We start from the raw sequence: 20198 nt of genomic DNA, 5'->3' as shown, positions 1-20198 counted from the left end.
CCCGCGACGCTTCATGATTATGTCGTGAGTACTTTGCCGCAACACCCCCCCGAAGGGACAGGCCCCCTCCGGCCGTCCGCCGCGGTGGCCCGAGCGGCCCGCGCGCTCGCCGCCGCCGGGGTCGGCTCCGCCCGGGTGGAGGCCGAGGTGCTGGCGGCGTACGTGCTGGGGGTTCCCCGGGGTCGGCTGGCTCTCGCCGACGACCTCGGCGACGACCAGCTGGTGCGGCTCGACGAGTTGACGCGCCGCCGCGCCGCGCGTGAGCCGTTGCAGCACCTGACCGGTCGGGCCGGGTTCCGGCACCTGGAGCTGTCGGTCGGCCCGGGTGTCTTCGTGCCCCGGCCGGAGACCGAGCTGTTGGCCGGCTGGGGCGTCGAGCAGGCGCAGGGCCGGCCCGACCCGGTGGTGGTGGACCTGTGCAGCGGGTCGGGCGCGATCGCGCTGGCGGTGGCTCAGGAGCTGCCGGGGGCACGGGTGATCGCTGTGGAGCGGTCCCCGGCGGCGCTGGCCTGGCTGCGGCGCAACGCGGCGGAGCGGGCGGCGGCGGGGGACCGGCCGATCGAGGTGGTCGAGGCCGACGTGACCGCGCCGGACCTGCTGGCGGAGCTGGTGGGCCGGGTGGACGTGCTGCTCTGCAACCCGCCGTACGTCCCGGACGACGTGGTGGTCCCGCTCGAGGTGGCCGGGCACGACCCGGCGGAGGCGGTCTTCGGCGGCGCGGACGGTCTGGTGGTGATCCGGCCGGTCGTCGCGCGGGCGGCGGTGCTGTTGCGCCCGGGGGGTGTGTTCGGCGTCGAGCACGACGACACCCACGGCGCTGCGGTGCCCGCACTGCTCGCCCAGGACGGCGGCTTCACCGCTGTCGCGGAGCATCCGGACCTCACCGGGCGTCCCCGCTACGCGACCGCGTCCCGACGGGCGGACGGCCAGCACGCCCCGATCGGGGCGGCGTGGCAGACTGACTCCTCGTGATGCTCTACGACTGCCGGTCGCCCGCCGATCGGGACCGCGGCATCGCTGCGGCGATCGAGGCGGTCAAGAACGGCGAGCTGGTCGTTCTCCCGACGGACACCGTGTATGGGATCGGCGCGGATGCGTTCACCCCGTACGCGGTGAAGGCGCTGCTCGATGCCAAGGGCCGGGGTCGGCAGATGCCGCCGCCGGTGCTGATCGGCTCGCGGCACACCCTCGACGGGTTGGTCTTCTCGCTGCCCACTGCCGCACGGGACCTGGTGGAGGCGTTCTGGCCGGGTGCGCTGACGATCGTGGTCGAGCACTCGCCGAGCCTGCAGTGGGACCTGGGCGACAAGACCGGCACTGTGGCGGTGCGGATGCCGCTGCACCCGGTGGCGTTGGAGGTGCTGCGCGAGACCGGTCCGATGGCGGTCTCGTCGGCCAACAAGACCGGCCAGCCGGCCGCGGTCACCGCCGACGAGGCGCGTGACCAGCTCAGCTACTCGGTGCGGGCCTATCTGGAGGCCGGGCCCTGCCCGGACCCGGTGCCCAGCACGATCGTGGATCTGACCGGTGAGGTGCCGCAGTTGTTGCGGGCCGGGGCGATCCCCCTGGAGAAGCTGCGCGACGTGGTTCCGGATCTCGTCGACGGGCGGGCGGTCTGAGTGCCCCCGTTCACGGTTCTGCACGTCTGCATGGGCAACATCTGCCGTTCGCCGATGGCGGAGCGGCTGCTCGCCCTGGCGGTGCGGGAGCGGCTTACCCGGCGTGCGCAGGACCCGGCTCAGGCCGAGGAGCTGGTGCACAGTCACAGCGCCGGCACTGGTGGTTGGCACGCCGGCGAGGAGATGAACCCGCCGGCAGCGCGGCAGGTCACCGGCCGTGGTGGTGAGGTGGAGGGGTTCGCCGCGCGCAAGCTGCGCTCGGACCACATCGACGCCGCCGACCTGGTCCTGACCGCCACCGCCGACCAGCAGGAGTACGTGGTGGCGCTTCGTCCGGACGCGGCGGCCCGCACGTTCGTGCTTGGCGAGTTCGGTCGGTTGCTGGCCGCGGTGGACGCCGCCGCGCTGCCGTCGGGCGACGCCACCCCGGAGGCCGTGTACGCCCGGGGAGTGGCCCTGGTGGCGGCGGCTCACGACGCGCGGCTGGGCGCTTCGGCGCTGGCCACCGATGATCTGGACGACCCGTGGGGTCGTGGCGACCAGTGCTTCAGCCGGGTCGCCGACGAGATCGAGGAGACGGTCCACCCGCTGGCCGGCGCGCTGCTGCCCTGAGCGTGGTGCGAGTTTCCTCCGGGTTTGGGGAAAACCCGGGGCCAAAGGGGTGTTCCGGGTCATTCTGAACGGGTCCTAGCGTGACCGGCTCCTGCGGGGAGAGCTGATGATCCGGGCCCAACTCGACAAACTGCTGACCGTGGTGATCGCCGGAGTGCTGGCCGGGTTGGCGCTGGCCGCCGCCGCACTGCCCGCGGCCCTGGTCTTCGGAATCGGCTTCAGCGCCCTGTCGACGCCGTACTCGGAGCTGCCGAACACACTCCGTACGCCGCCCACCGCGCAGCGCTCCAACCTCTACGCCAACGACGGCACCACCCTGATCACCTCCTTCTACCAGGAGGACCGGGTGGACGTGCCGCTGCACGAGGTGGCCCCGGTGATGCGCCAAGCGATCGTGGCCGCCGAGGACGTCCGGTTCTACCAGCACAGCGGGGTCGACCTGCGGGGCGTCGTGCGCGCGTTCACAGTCAACAAGCGCGACGGCCGGACCCGGCAGGGCGCCTCCACGCTGACCATGCAGTACGTCCGCAACGTGCTCAGCAACGACCCCCGGCTGACCGAGACGCAACGGGACGCTGCCACCGAACTCACCACCGTCCGCAAACTCCAGGAGATGCGGTACGCGCTCGCGTTGGAGCGGGAGCTCGACAAGGACGAGATCCTGACCCGCTACCTCAACATCGCCTACTTCGGCGCCGGGGCGTACGGCATCGCGGCGGCCAGCAAGCGGTACTTCTCCCGGTCCCCGGCCGAGCTGACCCTGGCCCAGGCGGCACTGCTCGCCGGCCTGGTGCGTTCGCCGGACAGCGACGATCCGATCAACGGCGACGCCGACAGCGCGGTGGTCCGGCGGTCGTACGTGTTGGAGCGGCTGGTGGAGTCGGGGCAGGTGCCGGCGGACGCGGCCGCGGCGGCGTCCGCCGAACCCCTGCAACTGCGGCCCAGCGAAACCCCGAACGACTGCACGGGCGTGCCCGACGCGCACAACGACTGGGGCTTCTTCTGCGACTGGTTCACCCGCTGGTGGAGCAGCCAGTCCGCGTTCGGGGCGACCGCCGACGAGCGACAGCGCACGCTGCGCCGGGGCGGCTTCTCCATCGTGTCGTCACTGGACCCGGGCGTGCAGCGGGCCACCACCGAGCAGGTGTTGAAGATCTATCCGACGACCAGGGCCGAGGCGGTGCCCACCGCCGTGGTGCAACCGGGCACCGGGCGGGTGCTGGCGATGTCGGTGAACCGCACGTACAGCGTGGCGGACAACCCGGTCGGGCAGAAGAACCGCCCGAACACCGTCAACCAGTTGATCGCCGGCGGCGGCGCGATCGAGGGGTACCAGGGCGGCTCGACGTTCAAGCTCTTCACCCTGCTGGCCGCGCTGGAGTCCGGCCTGCCGCTGTCGACCGACTTCGTGGCGCCGACCCAGTTGCTCACCCGCTTCCCGGTGACCGGGGCGGCGAGTTGCGACGGGCGGTGGTGCCCGGCGAACGCCAGCCCGTCGTCGATGGACGGCCCCCGCACCATGTGGAGCGCGTTCGGCCGCTCGGTGAACACGTACTTCGCCTGGCTCACCGAGAAGGTCGGCGCCGACCGGGTGGTGGAGATGGCCGAGCGACTCGGCATCGTGCTGCGGGCCGAGTCCGATGCCAAGCTGGCCCGCTACGGCGCGAAGGACTGGGGCCCGTTCACCCTGGGCGTGGCCGCGACCACCCCGTTGGACCTGGCCAGCGCGTACGCCACGGTGGCGGCCGAGGGAACCTGGTGCGCGCCGCTGCCGGTGGTCTCGATCACCGACTCGGGCGGCCGGCCGGTCGACGCCGCCAGGCCGGACTGCCGACAGGTGCTCGACGCCGACGTGGCACGGGCGGCCACCGACGCGGCCCGCTGCCCGGTCGGGGACCAGTCGATGTACGGGCGCTGCGACGGTGCCACCGCACCGGGCCTGCGGGCGAAGCTCGGCCGTCCGGTGGCGGGCAAGACCGGCAGCTCGGAACGGTACGAGACGGAGACGGTGGTGGCGTTCACGCCGCAGCTCGCGGTCGCCTCGATGGCGGCGAACCCGGACGATCCCCGGGACGCGGTCGGTCAGGCGGTGCAGGCCGAGATGGTGAACGCGGTAGGTGAGGTGCTCGCCTTCGCCCTGCGCGACCAACCGGTCCGCGACTTCGTCCCGCCCAGCGAACGCGCCGCCTTCCAAACCCAACCCCAAGCCGGCAACTGACCCGGGCGGTCAGCGGGTTTGTTCGGCGTTGCGGGCTATGTTGCGGACCATTCCGCCGAAGACCACCGCGTGGAACGGCGCCACCGACCCCCAGTAGGCGTGTCCGGCCAGGCCGCGCGGCAGGAAGACCGCGCGCTGCTGGTAGAGGCTGCGGCCGCCGCTGCCCGGCAGTACCCGCATCTCCAGCCAGGCCCGGCCGGGCAGCCGCATCTCGGCGCGCAGTCGCAGCAACTCGCCCGGGACGATCTCCTCGACCCGCCAGAAGTCCAGCGCCTCACCGACCTGGAGGCGGTGCGGGTCGCGTCGGCCCCGCCGTAGCCCGACCCCGCCGACCAGCCGGTCCAGCCAGCCTCGGATCGACCAGGCCAGCGGGAACGAGTACCAGCCGTGTTCGCCGCCGACGCCCTCGACGACCAGCCAGAGCGCCGCGGGTGTCGCGTCAACCGCCCGCTCCCGGACGTCGGTGTAGACGGTGCCGCCGGACCAGTCCGGGTCGGTGGGCAACGGCTCGGCGGGCGCGTCCGGGCCGCTCGCGGTGGACCAGCGGGTCTCCACCTGGGCGTCGCGCACCTTGGCCAGCGCCAGCGCCACCGCCTCGTCGAAGCCGGTAAGACCGCCGGGCGGGTCGGGCACGTAGCGGGCGATGTCGTGTTCGTGGGCGACCGCCTCGTGGATCAGGCTCTCCACCAGCGGACGGGCGATCTTGTTCGGCACCGGGGTGATCAGACCGACCCAGTGCGAGGAGAGCGACGGGGTGAGCGGACGGACCGGCACGATGACCCGGCGGCGCAGCCCGGCCACCCTCGCGTACCGCTGCATCATCTCGCGGAATGTCAGCACGTCCGGCCCGCCGATGTCGAAGCCCCTGTTGACCTCGGCCGGCAGGTCGGCGCAGCCGGCCAGGTACCGCAGCACGTCGCGGACCGCGATCGGTTGGATCCGGTTGCGGACCCAGCGCGGAGTGATCATGGCGGGCAGCCGTTCGGTCAGGTAGCGCAGCATCTCGAACGACGCCGAGCCGGACCCGATGATCACCGCGGCGCGGAGCACCGCCGTGGGCACCCCGCTGGCCAGCAGGATCCGGCCCACCTCGGCGCGGGACCGCAGGTGCGGGGACGGCACCTCCGCGTCGGACGCCGGCTCCGGGCCGCCCAGGTAGACGATCCGGCGTACGCCGGCCGCGCGTGCCGCCGCCGCGAAGTTGGTCGCGGCCGTACGGTCGGCCGCCTCGAAGTCGGGTCGGCCCAGCGAGTGCACCAGGAAGTACGCGACGTCCACGTCGGCGAACGCGGCGGACAGCGTCTCCGGTCGACTCAGGTCTCCTTCGACGATCTCGGCCGCCGAGGCCCAGGGCACGTCACGCAGCCGCACCGCCTTGCGGGCGAGGCAGCGCACGGTGTGCCCGTCGGCGAGCAGCAGCGGCGTCAGCCGCCCGCCGATGTAGCCGGTCGCTCCGGTGACGAGGCATCTCACGGGTCCCAGTCTGCTGCCCCCTAGACTCGTTCGCTGTGGAGACTGAGACGAGCACCTTCTGGGGGCCGGATTTTGCGCAGCTCAGGGCCACCGATCCGGAGATCGCCGGGGTGGTCCTCGGCGAGCTGGACCGGTTGCGGGGCGGCCTGCAGCTCATCGCCAGCGAGAATCTGACCTCGCCGGCGGTGCTGGCGGCGCTCGGTTCGACGCTGACCAACAAGTACGCCGAGGGTTACCCGGGCCGGCGCTACTACGGCGGCTGCGCCGAGGTGGACCGGGCCGAGGAGATCGGCATCGCCCGGGCCAAGGAGCTCTTCGGTGCCGAGCACGCCAACCTCCAGCCGCACTCCGGGGCGAGCGCCAACCTGGCCGCGTACGCCGCGCTGGTGCAGCCGGGGGACACGGTGCTGGCGATGGACCTGCCGCACGGCGGGCACCTCACCCACGGCAGCCGGGTGAACTTCTCCGGCAAGTGGTTCCACCCGGTCGGCTACCCGGTCCGGTCGGACACCGAGCAGATCGACTACGACGAGGTACGGGACCTGGCGCGGGCACACCAACCCAAGCTGATCATCTGTGGGGCCACCGCGTACCCGCGCCTGATCGACTTCGCGCGCTTCCGGGAGATCGCCGACGAGGTCGGCGCGTACCTGATGGTGGACGCGGCGCACTTCATCGGCCTGGTCGCCGGCCGGGCGATCCCGTCCCCGGTGCCGTACGCCGACGTCGTCTGCGCCACCACTCACAAGGTGCTGCGCGGCCCGCGCGGCGGCATGATCCTGTGCCGTGAGTCGCTGGCTCAGCGGATCGACAAGGCGGTCTTCCCGTTCACCCAGGGCGGCCCGCTGATGCACGCGGTCGCCGCCAAGGCGGTCGCGCTGCGCGAGGCCGCCCAGCCGGAGTTCCAGACGTACGCCCGGCAGGTGGTCAGCAACGCCCAGGCGCTCGCCGCCGGGTTGGCCGACGAGGGGATGCGCCCGGTGTCCGGTGGCACCGACACCCACCTCGCCCTGATCGACCTGCGGGAGCTGGGGGTGACCGGCACCGAGGCCGAGCGCCGCTGCGACGCCGCGTCGATCACCCTGAACAAGAACGCCATCCCGTACGACCCGCAGCCCCCGATCGTGGCCTCCGGCATCCGGGTGGGCACGCCGAGTGTCACCACGCAGGGGATGCGCGAGGGGGAGCTGCGCCAGGTGGCGAGCCTGATCGCCCGTGCGGTGCGCACCGACCCCGGGGCTCCGGGCGGGGTTGACGAGTTGACCCGGCTCGGTGCCGAGGTGGCCGAGCTGGTCGCGACGTTCCCGGCGTACCCCCGTGGCTGAGCCCGGGGTGGTCGAGCCGGACACCGACCGGCGGTGGCGGCTGCGGCACCTGCCGGTGTTGCTCGGGGCGTCCGCGGCGCTGGCCGCGGTCGCCGCGGTGGTGGGCGGGGTGACCGGCGGCGCGACGGCAGCGCTCGGCGCGGCGGCCGGCGTGGGCGTCACAGTGCTCAGCTACACCCTCACCACTGTGGTGCTGGCCCGGGCCGACCGGATCAACCCGCAGTTGCTGCTGCCGCTGGGCCTGGGCCTGTACGTGCTGAAGTTCAGCCTGTTGGGTGTGGTGATGGTGGCGGTGGCGTCGACCGGTTGGCCCGGGTTGATCCCTCTTTGCCTCGGCATCGTCGCCGGGGTGGCAGTGTGGACTGCGGTGCACATCTGGTGGCTCACCACTGTGCACGCGCGTCGGGTGCACAGCTGACCTGGCGGTCGTCCCACCTTTCGGACGCGCGGCAATGTGTCGGCCTCCGGTCATTTTCCGACGGGCGGAAGGGGAGTAGCGTGCCCACAGACGACGGCGCCCACGAGAAGCCCACACAACCACGGTTGTGCGGGGGGTGAGGCACAGCCTCGTCTTCCCGGCTGATATCGTTCGCCCCGTCATGGCTGGTGACCAAACCCCCCGTCCCGCCGGTGAACCGGACGATTATCCGTCCGGTGCCGGTCAGGGTTGGACCGCGCTCAGCTACCTCATCGGAGGCATGCTCGTGTGGGGTTTCATCGGCTGGCTGGTTGACCAGTGGCTCGACACCGGCGGCGTCGCCACCGGGATCGGCGTCGTGCTCGGTATGGCTGGGGGCATCATCCTGGTCATCCGCCGACTCGGCACGCCTACTTAGGAAGGGACGCGGTGTTCGGACAGGCGAACGTTCTGGCAGCGGGCCAGGCGGCATTCCCACCCACGGTGGAGGACTTCTACCTGCCCAGCATCCTGCCCTGGGGTGCGCACGACTCCTACTGGTTCACCAAGATCACGGCGATGGTCTGGATCGCGGTCGGCGTCCTGATCATCTTCTTCCTGGCGAGCTACCGGAACCCGCAGTTGGTGCCGACCAAGAAGCAGTGGTTCGCCGAGTCGATCTACGGCTTCGTGCGCAACAACATCGCGGTCGAGATGATCGGTCACGCGGGTGTGCGGTTCGCGCCGTACTTCACGACGCTGTTCTGCTTCGTGCTGTTGACGAACGCGTTCGCGATCATCCCGTTCTTCCAGATCTCGCCGAACTCGCACATCGCCTTCCCGGCGATCCTCGCGATCATCAGCTACGTGCTGTTCAACTACATCGGCATCAAGCAGCACGGCTTCGTCAAATACTTCAAGAACTCGCTGATCCCGCCGGCACCCTGGTACATCCTGCCGCTGCTGATCCCGATCGAGCTCTTTTCCACCTTCATCGTCCGGCCGTTCTCGCTCGCGGTTCGTCTCTTCGCGAACATGTTCGCCGGTCACATGCTCCTGCTGGTCTTCACGCTCGGCGGCTTCGCGATGCTGAGCGCCAACGCCTGGCTGGCCCCCGTTTCGGTGCTCTCCTGGGTGATGACCATCGCGCTCACCTTCCTCGAGTTCCTGGTGATCTGCCTGCAGGCCTACGTCTTCACCGTCCTCACCGCCAGCTACGTGCAGGGCGCGCTCGCCGAAGAGCACTGATCCACCCGCACCATCCGTTGTCGTCCCGCGTGAGAGTCACGCGTGATAACCAGGAGGAACCACACCAATGGACGCTAGCGTTCTCGCCGAGGTCACCGGTAGCACCGCTGCCATCGGCTACGGTCTCGCCGCCATCGGCCCGGGCATCGGCGTTGGCCTGGTCTTCGCCGCCTACATCCAGTCGACCGCCCGCCAGCCGGAGTCGTCGCGGATGACCCTGCCGTACGTCTGGATCGGCTTCGCCGTCATCGAGGCGCTCGCGCTGCTGGGCATCGCCTTCGGCTTCATCTGGGCCGGCTCCGCAGCCTGATCCACCCTTTGACCGGGAGGTAACCATGTATTTCCTCGCCGCTGAGGGTGGTGAGTCGACCCACAACCCGATCATCCCGCTCTGGCAGGAGATCGTGGTCGGTTCGGTCGCCTTCGCCGTGCTCTGCTACGTGCTGATGAAGTTCGTCTTCCCGCGCATGGAGCAGACGTTCCAGGCTCGGGTCGACGCGATCGAGGGCGGCATCAAGCGCGCCGAGGCCGCTCAGGCCGAGGCGAACCAGCTGCTCGAGCAGTACCGTGCCCAGCTCGCTGAGGCCCGGACCGACGCCGCCAAGATCCGTGACGACGCGCGGGCCGACGCCGAGGGGATCCGACAGGACATCCTCGCCAAGGCGCGGGAAGAGTCCGACCGGGTCATCCAGGCGGGTAAGGACGCGCTCGCCGCCGAGCGGGCCACCATCGTGCGCGAGCTGCGCACGGAGGTCGGCACGATCGCGGTGGACCTGGCCAGCAAGATCGTTGGCGAGTCGCTTGCCGACGAGGCGCGGCGCAAGGGCACCGTGGACCGGTTCCTGAGCGGCCTCGAGAGCACGGGGGCCCGCTGATGCAGGCCGCCAGCCGGGAGTCGTACAAGGTCGCGGCCGAGCGCCTCGACGCGTACGTCCGCGGCGCGGAGCCGTCGGCGGTGGCCTCCACCGCCGACGCCATCCTCTCCGTGGCGAGTCTGCTGCGGCGTGAGCCGCGGCTGCGCCGGGCGCTGTCCGAGCCGGCTCGTTCCGGTGAGGATCGCGGCGCTCTGCTCGGCGACATGCTGGGTGGGCGGATCGGCGCGGACGCGCTCGACCTGCTCGTGACGCTGGTGTCCGGCCGTTGGTCGGCACCGTCGGAGCTTCTCGGCGGTGCCGAGCGGCTGGGCGTGGAGGCGCTGCTCGCCAGCGCCGACAAGGCCGGCGAGCTGGGCGAGGTCGAGGACGAGCTGTTCCGCTTCGGTCAGGTAGTGGCCGGTCAGTCGGCGCTGAGCAACACGCTCGCCGACCCGGTCGCCCCGGTCGAGCAGCGGGCCACCCTGGCCCGCGAGCTGCTCGCCGACAAGGCCCGCCCGGTCACTGTCCGCCTCGTCGAGGTGGCGTTGAGCGGGTTCGGGGGACGCTCCTTCAGCGGGGCGCTCACCCGGCTGGTCGAGCTCGCCGCCGACCGGCGTGACCGGCAGGTGGCATACGTGACCGTCGCGGCCCCGTTGAGTGACGAGGACGAGCACCGGCTGGGTGCGAGCCTCACCGCGATATACGGTCGAGAGGTCTCCGTCAAGCAGACGGTCGACCCCGCCGTCCTGGGTGGCGTGAGCGTCCGGGTCGGTTCCGACCTGTACGACGGCACCATCCTGCGCCGCCTCAACGAGAGCCGCAACGCGCTCGCGAAGCGCTGAACGGCTCCGCCGCCCAGCGGCTGAGCGGCTGCGCCGCCCAGTCGGGCGGCTCTGCCGCCCAGCGCCCGGATTGACAGACGCCATTCGGACCGGTTGGTACTAGGTATCCCGGGCCCCTGAATTTTAAGGAAGCAGAGGATGGCCGAGCTGACCATCTCGACGGAGGAGATCCGCGGCGCCCTGGAGCGCTACGTCTCCTCCTACTCGTCCGACGTCTCCCGCGAGGAGGTCGGCACCGTCGCCGACACTGGCGACGGCATCGCCCACGTCGAGGGCCTGCCCTCGACCAAGACCAACGAGCTCCTGGAGTTCGAGGACGGCACCCTGGGCGTGGCGTTGAACCTCGACGTCCGGGAGATCGGCGTCGTCGTTCTCGGTGACTCCGCCAAGCTGGCGGAGGGGCAGCGCGTCAAGCGCACCGACCGGGTGCTCTCCGTTCCGGTCGGCGATGCCTTCCTCGGCCGCGTGGTCGATGCGCTCGGCCAGCCGATCGACGGGCTCGGCGACATCGCCAACGAGGGCTTCCGCGAGCTGGAGCTGCAGGCTCCGAACGTGATGGCCCGGCAGTCGGTGTTCGAGCCGCTGCAGACCGGTATCAAGGCGATCGACGCCATGACGCCGATCGGCCGGGGCCAGCGGCAGCTGATCATCGGCGACCGGAAGACCGGCAAGACCACTGTCGCGCTGGACGCCATCCTCAACCAGCGGGACAACTGGCGCAGCGGCGACCCGAAGAAGCAGGTCCGCTGCATCTACGTCGCCATCGGCCAGAAGGGCTCCACGATCGCCTCGATCAAGGGCCAGCTGGAAGAGGCGGGCGCGATGGAATACACCACCATCGTCGCCTCCCCGGCGTCCGACCCGGCCGGCTTCAAGTACATCGCCCCGTACACCGGCTCGTCCATCGGGCAGCACTGGATGTACGGCGGCAAGCACGTTCTGATCGTCTTCGACGACCTGAGCAAGCAGGCCGAGGCGTACCGCGCCGTGTCGCTGCTGCTGCGTCGCCCGCCGGGCCGTGAGGCGTACCCGGGTGACGTCTTCTACCTGCACTCCCGCCTGCTGGAGCGCTGCGCGAAGCTCTCCGACGAGCTGGGTGGCGGCTCGATGACCGGTCTGCCGATCATCGAGACGAAGGCCAACGACATCTCGGCCTTCATCCCGACCAACGTCATCTCGATCACCGACGGTCAGATCTTCCTGGAGACGGACCTGTTCAACCAGGGCGTCCGGCCGGCGATCAACGTCGGCACCTCGGTCTCCCGGGTCGGTGGCGCCGCGCAGGTGAAGCCGATGAAGAAGGTCTCCGGTTCGCTGCGACTCAACCTGGCCCAGTACCGCGAGCTGGAGGCGTTCGCCGCCTTCGCCTCCGACCTGGACCGGGCCTCGCAGAACCAGCTGAACCGTGGGTCCCGCCTGGTGGAGCTGCTCAAGCAGCCGAACTACTCGCCGTACCCAGTGCAGGAGCAGGTCGTCTCGGTCTGGTCCGGCGTCGAGGGCAAGCTGGACGACATTCCGGTCGGCGAGGTACGACGCTTCGAGTCGGAGTTCCTCCAGTACCTGCGGCACAAGCACGAGGGTGTGCTGGCCGGGATCGCCGACAACCAGTGGAACGACGACATCATCGGCTCCCTGGACACGGCGATCGCCGAGTTCAAGCAGGTCTTCCTCGGCAAGGAGGACGAGCGCAAGATCAACGACGCGCCGGCCGCGCCGCTCGAGGGCGACGAGAACCGCGAGACGGTGACCCGCTTCCGCGACGGCACGACCGACCGCCCGGCCGAGAGCTGATCCGATGGCGGCCCAGGTACGCGTTCTTCGTCAACGAATCCGCTCGGCGAAGTCGATGAAGAAGATCACCAAGGCGATGGAGCTCGTGGCGACGAGCCGGATCGCCAAGGCTCAGGCCCGGGTGCAGGCGTCCCTGCCGTACGCCCAGGCCATCACCGGCGTGCTCACGGCGCTGGCGTCCAACGCGCGGATCGACCACCCGCTGCTGACCCCGCGCGAGCGGGTGCGGCGGGCCGGCGTCCTGTTGGTCACCAGTGACCGTGGCCTGGCCGGCGGCTACAGCTCCAACGCGATCAGGATGGCGGAGTCGCTGATCGCGCGGCTCAAGGCGGACGGCAAGGAGCCGGTGCTCTACGTCATCGGGCGTAAGGGCGTCGGGTTCTACCGGTTCCGCGAGCGGCCGATCGAGGCCAACTGGACGGGCTTCAGCGAGCAGCCGTCGTTCGAGGACGCCCGCGCCGTCGGTGAGACGCTGATCAAGGCGTTCACGGCCGGTGCGGACGACGCCGACGGCGGCGCCGGAGCGGACGGGGTGCTCGGCGTCGACGAGCTGCACATCGTCTACACCGAGTTCCACTCGCTGATGACGCAGAACCCGGTCACCAAGGTCATCGGTCCGATGCAGGTGGAGGACCGGCCGCGCTCCGAGGGGCTGCTGCCGGCGTACGAGTTCGAGCCGGAGGCGGAGGCGCTGCTCGACGCGCTCCTGCCGCGCTACATCAACACGCGGATCTACGCGGCGTTGATCGAGTCGGCGGCTAGCGAGTCGGCGGCACGGCGGCGGGCCATGAAGTCCGCCACCGACAATGCCGAAGACATGATCGACAAGTACACGCGCGAGATGAACTCGGCCCGCCAGGCCGGTATCACCCAGGAGATCAGCGAGATCGTCGGCGGCGCCAACGCGCTGGCCGCGTCGGGAAGTGAAGTGTGATGACTGCACCAGTAGAGACCAAGACGGCCACGGGTCGCGTGGTCCGGGTCATCGGCCCGGTCGTCGACGCCGAGTTCCCGCGCGACGCCATGCCGGCCCTGTTCAACGCCCTGAACGTTGACGTGAGCCTGTCCGGCGGTGAGAAGACGCTGACCCTGGAGGTCGCCCAGCACCTGGGTGACAACCTGGTCCGTGCCATCTCGATGCAGCCGACGGACGGCCTGGTCCGCGGCGCGGAGGTGCGTGACCGCGGCGAGCCGATCACGGTGCCCGTGGGCGACGCGGTCAAGGGCCACGTGTTCAACGCGATCGGCGAGGTGCTCAACCTCAAAGAGGGCGAGACCCTGACCCCGGACGACCACTGGGGTATCCACCGCAAGGCCCCGGCCTTCGCGGACCTGGAGCCGAAGACCGAGATGCTGGAGACCGGCATCAAGGTCATCGACCTGCTCGCCCCGTACGTCAAGGGCGGCAAGATCGGCCTGTTCGGCGGCGCGGGCGTGGGCAAGACGGTGCTCATCCAGGAGATGATCACCCGGGTTGCCCGCAACTTCGGTGGTACCTCGGTGTTCGCCGGCGTGGGTGAGCGCACCCGTGAGGGCAACGACCTCATCGCCGAGATGACCGAGTCCGGCGTCATCGACAAGACCGCGCTGGTCTACGGCCAGATGGACGAGCCGCCGGGCACCCGGCTGCGGGTGGCGCTCTCCGCGCTGACCATGGCGGAATACTTCCGCGACGTGAAGAAGCAGGAGGTGCTGCTCTTCATCGACAACATCTTCCGCTTCACGCAGGCCGGTTCGGAGGTGTCCACCCTGCTCGGCCGTATGCCGAGCGCCGTGGGTTACCAGCCGACCCTGGCCGACGAGATGGGCGAGCTCCAGGAGCGGATCACCTCCGTCCGGGGCCAGGCCATCACCTCGATGCAGGCGATCTACGTGCCGGCGGACGACTACACCGACCCCGCCCCGGCCACCACGTTCGCCCACCTGGACGCGACCACCAACCTGGAGCGGTCGATCTCCGACAAGGGCATCTACCCGGCCGTGGACCCGCTGGCGTCCTCGTCCCGGATCCTCGCTCCGGAGTTCGTCGGCCCCGAGCACTTCCAGGTGGCCACCGAGGTGAAGCGGATCCTGCAGCGCTACCGCGACCTGCAGGACATCATCGCCATCCTCGGTATCGAGGAGCTCTCCGAGGAAGACAAGATCACCGTGGCTCGTGCCCGGCGGATCGAGCGCTTCCTCTCGCAGAACACCTACGCGGCGGAGCAGTTCACCGGCGTGCCGGGCTCGACGGTCCCGATCAAGGAGACCATCGAGGCGTTCCGCAAGATCAGCGAGGGTGAGTACGATCACTTCCCCGAGCAGGCGTTCTTCATGTGCGGCGGTCTCGAGGACCTGGAGCGCAAGGCTGAGGAGCTGATGAAGAGCTGACCCAGCTCTCATCTCCCGTAGCAAAAAGACTGCCCCGGCAATGCCGGGGCAGTCTTTTGTTCATGTTCGCGCCTTACCATCGTCGCGGTCCGTTACTCGTGGTCGTCACTCCCGAGGCTCCCGAGCTACGGTTCGATCCGCGCTCACCTGAACGAGCGTTGATATTTGCAACCTTTCGACGACGTGCGCCCGTCTTCCTCGTCGTGGGCGTAACGAACGGAGATGCTCGTGGGTAAGGCCGGCAAGAGTGGCCGCAAGCCGTCCATCTGGCGAGGTGTGCCGCGGTGGGCCAGGATCTGCACGGTGTTCGGCACCGTGCTGACCGTGCTCAGCGGCGCTGTGCTGGTCGGCACCGAGGTGCTCATGGCCCGCTACGAGGGAGCTGTCGGCAAGGCCGACCTGTTCGGCGACCAGGCGGCGGGTGCCCAGGCGAAGAAGAGCGATATCAAGGGTCCGCTCAACATCCTGCTCGTCGGCATCGACCCGCGTACGCCGACGGCCGCGCCACTGGCCGACTCGATCATGGTGCTGCACGTGCCGGCGTCGATGGACCGGGCCTACCTGTTCTCGCTGCCACGTGACCTCTACGTGCGCATCCCGGAGTTCAAGAAGGCCGACTTCCCGGGCGAGACCACGAAGATCAACGCCGCGATGTCGTTCGGCAGCAAGGTCCCGGGGGCCAACCCCGACGCCGCACGGGGCTTCGAGCTGCTGGCCACCACCGTGCAGAAGGTGACAGGCATCAAGCGCTTCGACGCCGGCGCGATCATCAACTTCACCGGCTTCCAGAAGATCGTCGACGCCATGGGTGGTGTCGACATGTACATCGAGCGCGACGTGAAGTCCGAGCACAAGCAGCCGGACGGCAAACCGCGGCCGGGCAACACCCGAGGTGAGGGCTACGTCGGCCCACAGGCGCTCTACAAGAAGGGCAACCGGCACCTGAGTGGGTGGCAGGCGTTGGACTACGTTCGGCAGCGCTACCCGAAGAACGGCGTCCCGGATTCCGACTACGGCCGGCAGCGCCACCAGCAGCAGTTCGTCAAGGCCATGGTCGGCCAGGCGTTCGGCGCCGACGTGGTGGCCAACCCGATCAAGCTGGACAAGGTGCTCCGCGCCGCCGGCCAGTCACTGATCTTCAACGGTCGGGGTAGCAGCGTGGTCGACTTCGGGCTCGCCCTGAAGGACATCCGCCCGAACACCATCGAGATGATCAAGCTCCCCGGTGGTGGGGTCTACGACGGTAAGAAGTACCTGGGCGAGCAGTTCCAGGAGGGGGTCCCGGACTTCTTCACAGCCCTGCACAACGAGCAACTCGACCCGTTCCTGCTCGAGCACCCGGAATTCGTGAACAAGGCCAAGTAGTCGGGGCGCCGTTGTCCCCACCCGCGTTGGGCGCGCCGCGTCGTCAGGCTAGACTTTCGGCAATCCATAGCCGCAGCAAGGAGACAGCGTGGCACAGCAGCTTCACGTCGAGCTCGTCGCCGTCGAGGAGAAGGTCTGGTCCGGTGACGCCGAGATGGTCGTCGCCCGGACGACCGAAGGCGAGCTCGGTGTCCTGCCGGGCCACGCGCCGCTTCTCGGTCAACTCGCCGAGCCCGGCCAGGTGCGCATCAAGCTCGCCGGCGGTGAGCAGGTCACCTACGAGGTAGCCGGCGGCTTCCTCTCCGTGAGCGCCGACGGAGTCACAGTGCTGGCCGAGAGCGCAACCCCGGTCTCCGCGCAGAGCCGCTGAGCCACACCGGGGATGGAGATCGTCGAAGGATTCGGGATCGGCATCGTCGTCATCCTCGGCGCGCTTCTGACCCTCTTCGTCCGGCGAGCTCTGGTCACCCGCAGCGGTGGCATCATCCGGCTCAGCGTCCGGGTCTCCACCATGCTCGACGGCCGCGGCTGGTCACCCGGCTTCGGTCGGTTCGCCGGTGACGAACTGCGTTGGTACCGGATGTTCAGCTTCGCGATCCGACCCAAGCGGGTGCTCTCCCGCAAGGGGCTGGCTGTGGAGCGCCGCCGGTTGCCCGAAGGTCAGGAACGGTTCTCCATGCCGGCCGACTGGGTGATCCTCCGCTGTACCAGTAACCACGCACCGGTGGAGATCGCCATGGCGCGATCGACAGTGACCGGTTTTCTCTCCTGGCTCGAGGCCGCCCCTCCGGGGGCGGTCTCGCCGCGTATGGCCTCCCAGGATTGGCCTGCCGCCTGAGGCTGGCTGCTTAGGCTGCCCGTCGGTTGCGCTTGGGGTTTCCGGGGGAGCCCGCCCGGCTCCGGGCGGTCAGGCTTGATCCCTGCGCCGGGCGGGCTCCCCCGGAAACCCTTCGTTGCCACTGTGCGTCGGTCCGGCGCGGGCTTTGATCATCTGCCGTTACCGGTTTTGTTAAGTCGCGCCTTCTCGCGTCGATCACGGCTTGGCTACGCGTGGTGGCGGTCAGAGTGGGAACCCAGACCTCGACGTGGTGCGGAGCGCCGACGTTCAGCGCTTGCCGCCCGGCACCCATAGCACATCTCCTGCCGGATTTGCCGTTCTTGACAGGATAAAGAGCAGATCGGAGAGCCGGTTGAGATACTTTGCCGGGAGCGTGCTGGTTCGTTCCGGATCGTGGCTGACCAGCGCCCACGCCGCCCGTTCGGCACGCCGGGCGACGGTCCGCGCCACGTGTAGCAGCGCCGCGCCCGCGGTGCCGCCGGGGAGGATGAAGGAGTCGAGCTTGCTCAGGCGTGCGTTGTACTCGTCGCACCAGCCCTCCAGGCGCTCGACGTACTCCTCGGTCACCCGCAGCGGCGGGTACTTCGGCTCCGGCTCGACCGGTGTGGACAGGTCGGCGCCGACGTCGAACAGGTCGTTCTGCACCGACCCCAGCACGCCGCGAAGCTCCTCGTCGAGGTTTCCCAGCGCGAGCGCGACGCCGATCGCCGCGTTGCACTCGTCGACATCCGCGTACGCGGCGATCCGTGGATCGGTCTTCGGCACCTGCTCGTTGTTGCTCAGCCTGGTCATGCCGGCGTCGCCGGCCTTGGTGTAGATGCGCGTGAGGTGGACGGCCATGACGCACAGCCTACGGATTCCCGACCTGACGATCCCGGCGCGGCCGGACAGCACCGCCGGCTGGCCGGTGGTGGTGGGCCCCGGCGACGCCGGCGATCCGGCGGTCAACGATGTCGACGTCATCCGGGTCCACGGTGACGCCCGACTGGCCGGGACCGTGCACGTGGTCGGTGCCAAGAACTCGGCGTTGAAGCTGATGGCCGCCGCGCTGCTCGCGCCGGGCCGCAGCGTGATCACCAACGTCCCCCGGATCACCGACATCGCGATCATGGGGGAGGTGCTGCGCCGGCTGGGCTGCGACGTCCAGTTCGATGCGGACGACCCGGTCGACCCGATGGTCGCTCGTGGCGGCGTGGCCCGGTCCCGGTCGGTGACGATCGACGTACCCGAACAGCCGGGCGCGGAGGCCGACTACGACCTGGTCCGACGGTTGCGCGCGTCGATCTGCGTGCTCGGCCCACTGCTGGCCCGTCGGGGGTACGTGCGGGTGGCCCATCCCGGCGGCGACGCGATCGGGTCGCGGGGCTTGGACATGCACGTCTCCGGGCTGACCCGGATGGGGGCGGAGATCTCCGGTGAGCACGGTTTCGTCATCGCCTCCGCCCCGCACGGGCTGCGTGGCGCGGACATCGTGTTGGATTTTCCCAGCGTCGGTGCGACCGAGAACCTGGTGATGGCGGCGGTGCTGGCCCAGGGCACCACGATGATCGACAACGCGGCCCGGGAGCCGGAGATCGTCGACATCTGCACGATGCTCAACGAGATGGGCGCGCGCATCGTCGGCGCGGGCACGTCGACGTTGCGGATCACCGGTGTGCCCGGTCTGCGTCCGGTGCGTCACGCCACGGTGGGGGACCGGATCGTCGCCGGCACCTGGGCGTTCGGCGCGGCGATGACCCGGGGCGACGTGACGGTGACCGGGCTGGACCCGGCCTTCCTGGAGGTCGCCCTGGACAAGGTGGTGGCGGCCGGCGGACTGGTGGAGACCCGGGGGGACGGCTTCCGCGTACGAATGGACGAGCGGCCCCGGGCGGTGGACGTGGTGACGCTGCCGTACCCCGGCTTCGCCACGGACCTGCTGCCGATGGCGATCGGGCTGGCGGCCGTCAGCGACGGTGCCTCCCTGATCACCGAGAACATCTTCGACGGCCGGTTCATGTTCGCCAACGAGATGATGCGGCTCGGCGCGGACATCAAGACCGATGGGCATCACGCGGTGGTCCGGGGGCGGGGTCGGCTCTCCGGCGCACCGGTGCAGGCGACCGACATCCGCGCCGGTGCCGGGCTGATCATCGCCGGGCTGTGCGCGCAGGGGGTCACCGAGGTGTCCCACGTGCATCACGTCGACCGGGGCTACCCGGACTTCGTGGCCGACCTGCGGGCGCTCGGGGTGGCCGTCGAGCGGGGCACCACGCCGGAGGAGCCAGCACTGGAGATCTGACGCCCCGCCACTTAGTCATCGTTCAGGCTCGCCGACTAGGGTGTTTGCAGGCACTCAATCGCAGCGAGGGAGAAGTAGATGGCGGGTCGACTCGCGGTCGTCGGGGCCGGGCTGATGGGCTCCGGCATCGCTCAGGTGGCGGCGCAGGCGGGCTGGCAGGTGACGTTGCGCGACCTGGACGAGGCTGCCACCACCCGTGGGCTCGGCGGCATCCGGAAGTCGCTGGAGAAGTTCGCCGAGAAGGGCAAGATCGAGGCGTCCGAGGTCGAGGCGACGCTGGCCCGGATCACCCCGACCACCGACCTGGAGGCGGCGGCGGACGCGGACATCGTGGTCGAGGCGGTCTTCGAGCGGCTGGAAATCAAGCACGAGGTGTTCCGCGCCCTGGACAAGATCTGCAAGGCCGACGCGGTGCTCGCCACCAACACCTCGGCCATCCCGGTCACCCAGATCGCCGCGGTGACCGAGCGGCCCGAGGCGGTCGTCGGCACCCACTTCTTCTCCCCGGTGCCGATGATGCAGCTCTGCGAGCTGGTTCGCGGTTACAAGACCAGCGATGCCACGCTGGGCACCGCGCGGGCCTTCGCCGAGGAGATCGGCAAGACGGTTGTCGTGGTCAACCGGGACATCGCCGGCTTCGTCACGACCCGGCTGATCTCCGCCCTGGTGATGGAGGCGGTCAAGCTGGTCGAGGCCGGGGTGGTGTCCGCGGAGGACCTGGACACCGCCTGCCGGCTGGGCTTCGGGCACGCGATGGGCCCGCTGGCCACCACCGACCTGACCGGCGTGGACGTGCTGCTGCACGCCTCGAAGAACATCTACACCGACACCGCCGACGAGAAGTTCTTCCCGCCGGAGTTGCTCCAGCGGATGGTCACGGCCGGCGACCTGGGCCGCAAGACCGGCAAGGGCTTCTACACGTACTGAGTGGTGGCGACCGGGGCGGGCGTCCGCCCCGGTCGGCC

The 20198-nt window shown here is 69.9% G+C and carries 21 protein-coding genes; 19 read left to right on the top strand and 2 right to left on the bottom strand.

What is annotated here, in order from left to right; all coding sequences use genetic code 11:
* The first annotated feature begins 24 nt into the window (after positions 1-24).
* The 4 genes from prmC to KBX71_RS21235 all read left to right on the top strand — a co-directional run bounded on the left by prmC (position 25) and on the right by KBX71_RS21235 (position 4449).
* Entirely contained in the window at positions 25-972 is a 948-nt protein-coding gene (prmC, locus tag KBX71_RS21250) for a peptide chain release factor N(5)-glutamine methyltransferase (protein WP_210819726.1), read from the top strand.
* Positions 972-1619 (top strand): L-threonylcarbamoyladenylate synthase, encoded by a 648-nt coding sequence (locus tag KBX71_RS21245; protein WP_091406475.1) that lies wholly within the window; start codon positions 972-974, stop codon positions 1617-1619. The genes prmC and KBX71_RS21245 overlap by 1 nt, the downstream gene beginning before the upstream one ends.
* Complete coding sequence (locus KBX71_RS21240) at positions 1620-2231, top strand: phosphotyrosine protein phosphatase (protein WP_124821191.1); 612 nt, start codon at positions 1620-1622, stop codon at positions 2229-2231.
* Between the two features lie 106 nt (positions 2232-2337).
* Positions 2338-4449 carry a transglycosylase domain-containing protein gene (locus KBX71_RS21235; RefSeq protein ID WP_210819725.1) on the top strand — a complete coding sequence of 704 codons (2112 nt, stop codon included), beginning with the start codon at positions 2338-2340 and terminating at the stop codon, positions 4447-4449.
* Between the two features lie 9 nt (positions 4450-4458).
* Here the strand turns inward: KBX71_RS21235 and KBX71_RS21230 are convergent, their stop codons facing one another.
* Entirely contained in the window at positions 4459-5922 is a 1464-nt protein-coding gene (locus KBX71_RS21230) for an SDR family oxidoreductase (RefSeq protein WP_210819724.1), read from the bottom strand.
* Between the two features lie 35 nt (positions 5923-5957).
* Between KBX71_RS21230 and glyA the strand changes: the two genes are divergently transcribed.
* The 13 genes from glyA (at position 5958) to KBX71_RS21165 (ending at position 16952) form a co-directional block, all read left to right on the top strand.
* Positions 5958-7247 (top strand): serine hydroxymethyltransferase, encoded by a 1290-nt coding sequence (gene glyA / locus KBX71_RS21225; protein ID WP_210819723.1) that lies wholly within the window; start codon positions 5958-5960, stop codon positions 7245-7247.
* Positions 7240-7665: a hypothetical protein gene (locus KBX71_RS21220; protein ID WP_196929736.1), complete on the top strand. Its 426-nt coding sequence runs from the start codon at positions 7240-7242 to the stop codon at positions 7663-7665. The genes glyA and KBX71_RS21220 overlap by 8 nt, the downstream gene beginning before the upstream one ends.
* A gap of 181 nt (positions 7666-7846) precedes the next feature.
* A complete protein-coding gene (locus KBX71_RS21215) occupies positions 7847-8083 on the top strand; it encodes an AtpZ/AtpI family protein (protein ID WP_196929737.1) in 237 nt (78 codons plus the stop codon).
* A gap of 11 nt (positions 8084-8094) precedes the next feature.
* The gene (atpB, locus tag KBX71_RS21210) at positions 8095-8892 is read left to right on the top strand and encodes a F0F1 ATP synthase subunit A (protein ID WP_210819722.1); all 798 of its coding nucleotides are present in this window, start codon (positions 8095-8097) and stop codon (positions 8890-8892) included.
* Between the two features lie 67 nt (positions 8893-8959).
* A complete protein-coding gene (locus KBX71_RS21205; protein WP_130404096.1) occupies positions 8960-9202 on the top strand; it encodes a F0F1 ATP synthase subunit C in 243 nt (80 codons plus the stop codon).
* A 25-nt stretch (positions 9203-9227) separates the two neighbouring features.
* Complete coding sequence (locus tag KBX71_RS21200; RefSeq protein ID WP_210819721.1) at positions 9228-9767, top strand: F0F1 ATP synthase subunit B; 540 nt, start codon at positions 9228-9230, stop codon at positions 9765-9767.
* A complete protein-coding gene (locus KBX71_RS21195) occupies positions 9767-10588 on the top strand; it encodes a F0F1 ATP synthase subunit delta (protein ID WP_124821196.1) in 822 nt (273 codons plus the stop codon). Before KBX71_RS21200 ends, KBX71_RS21195 begins: the two co-directional genes overlap by 1 nt.
* Positions 10589-10726: 138 nt before the next feature.
* Entirely contained in the window at positions 10727-12379 is a 1653-nt protein-coding gene (atpA, locus tag KBX71_RS21190; RefSeq protein WP_210819720.1) for a F0F1 ATP synthase subunit alpha, read from the top strand.
* A 4-nt stretch (positions 12380-12383) separates the two neighbouring features.
* A complete protein-coding gene (locus KBX71_RS21185) occupies positions 12384-13313 on the top strand; it encodes a F0F1 ATP synthase subunit gamma (RefSeq protein WP_210819719.1) in 930 nt (309 codons plus the stop codon).
* Positions 13313-14749, top strand: coding sequence for a F0F1 ATP synthase subunit beta (gene atpD / locus KBX71_RS21180; RefSeq protein ID WP_210819718.1), 1437 nt, complete (start codon positions 13313-13315; stop codon positions 14747-14749). The genes KBX71_RS21185 and atpD overlap by 1 nt, the downstream gene beginning before the upstream one ends.
* A gap of 222 nt (positions 14750-14971) precedes the next feature.
* Positions 14972-16114 carry an LCP family protein gene (locus KBX71_RS21175; protein WP_210819717.1) on the top strand — a complete coding sequence of 381 codons (1143 nt, stop codon included), beginning with the start codon at positions 14972-14974 and terminating at the stop codon, positions 16112-16114.
* Positions 16115-16202: 88 nt separating this feature from the next.
* Entirely contained in the window at positions 16203-16484 is a 282-nt protein-coding gene (locus tag KBX71_RS21170) for a F0F1 ATP synthase subunit epsilon (protein WP_124821201.1), read from the top strand.
* Positions 16485-16496: 12 nt separating this feature from the next.
* Positions 16497-16952: a DUF2550 domain-containing protein gene (locus KBX71_RS21165; RefSeq protein WP_210819716.1), complete on the top strand. Its 456-nt coding sequence runs from the start codon at positions 16497-16499 to the stop codon at positions 16950-16952.
* A gap of 267 nt (positions 16953-17219) precedes the next feature.
* Here the strand turns inward: KBX71_RS21165 and KBX71_RS21160 are convergent, their stop codons facing one another.
* On the bottom strand, positions 17220-17792 hold the full coding sequence (locus tag KBX71_RS21160; protein ID WP_091405871.1) for a cob(I)yrinic acid a,c-diamide adenosyltransferase: 573 nt from the start codon (positions 17790-17792) through the stop codon (positions 17220-17222).
* Here KBX71_RS21160 and murA point away from each other — a divergent pair.
* Both murA and KBX71_RS21150 read left to right on the top strand, forming a co-directional pair.
* Entirely contained in the window at positions 17791-19233 is a 1443-nt protein-coding gene (gene murA / locus KBX71_RS21155) for a UDP-N-acetylglucosamine 1-carboxyvinyltransferase (RefSeq protein WP_210819715.1), read from the top strand. The genes KBX71_RS21160 and murA overlap by 2 nt on opposite strands.
* A 78-nt stretch (positions 19234-19311) precedes the next feature.
* A complete protein-coding gene (locus KBX71_RS21150) occupies positions 19312-20160 on the top strand; it encodes a 3-hydroxyacyl-CoA dehydrogenase family protein (RefSeq protein ID WP_124821203.1) in 849 nt (282 codons plus the stop codon).
* Positions 20161-20198 lie beyond the last annotated feature (38 nt).

This window comes from Micromonospora sp. D93, from assembly GCF_018070365.1.
GTDB classification, from domain to species: Bacteria; Actinomycetota; Actinomycetes; order Mycobacteriales; family Micromonosporaceae; genus Micromonospora; species Micromonospora ureilytica.
The sequence above is the reverse complement of the archived record's forward strand: the minus strand, read 5'-3'. Positions and strand labels throughout refer to the sequence as shown.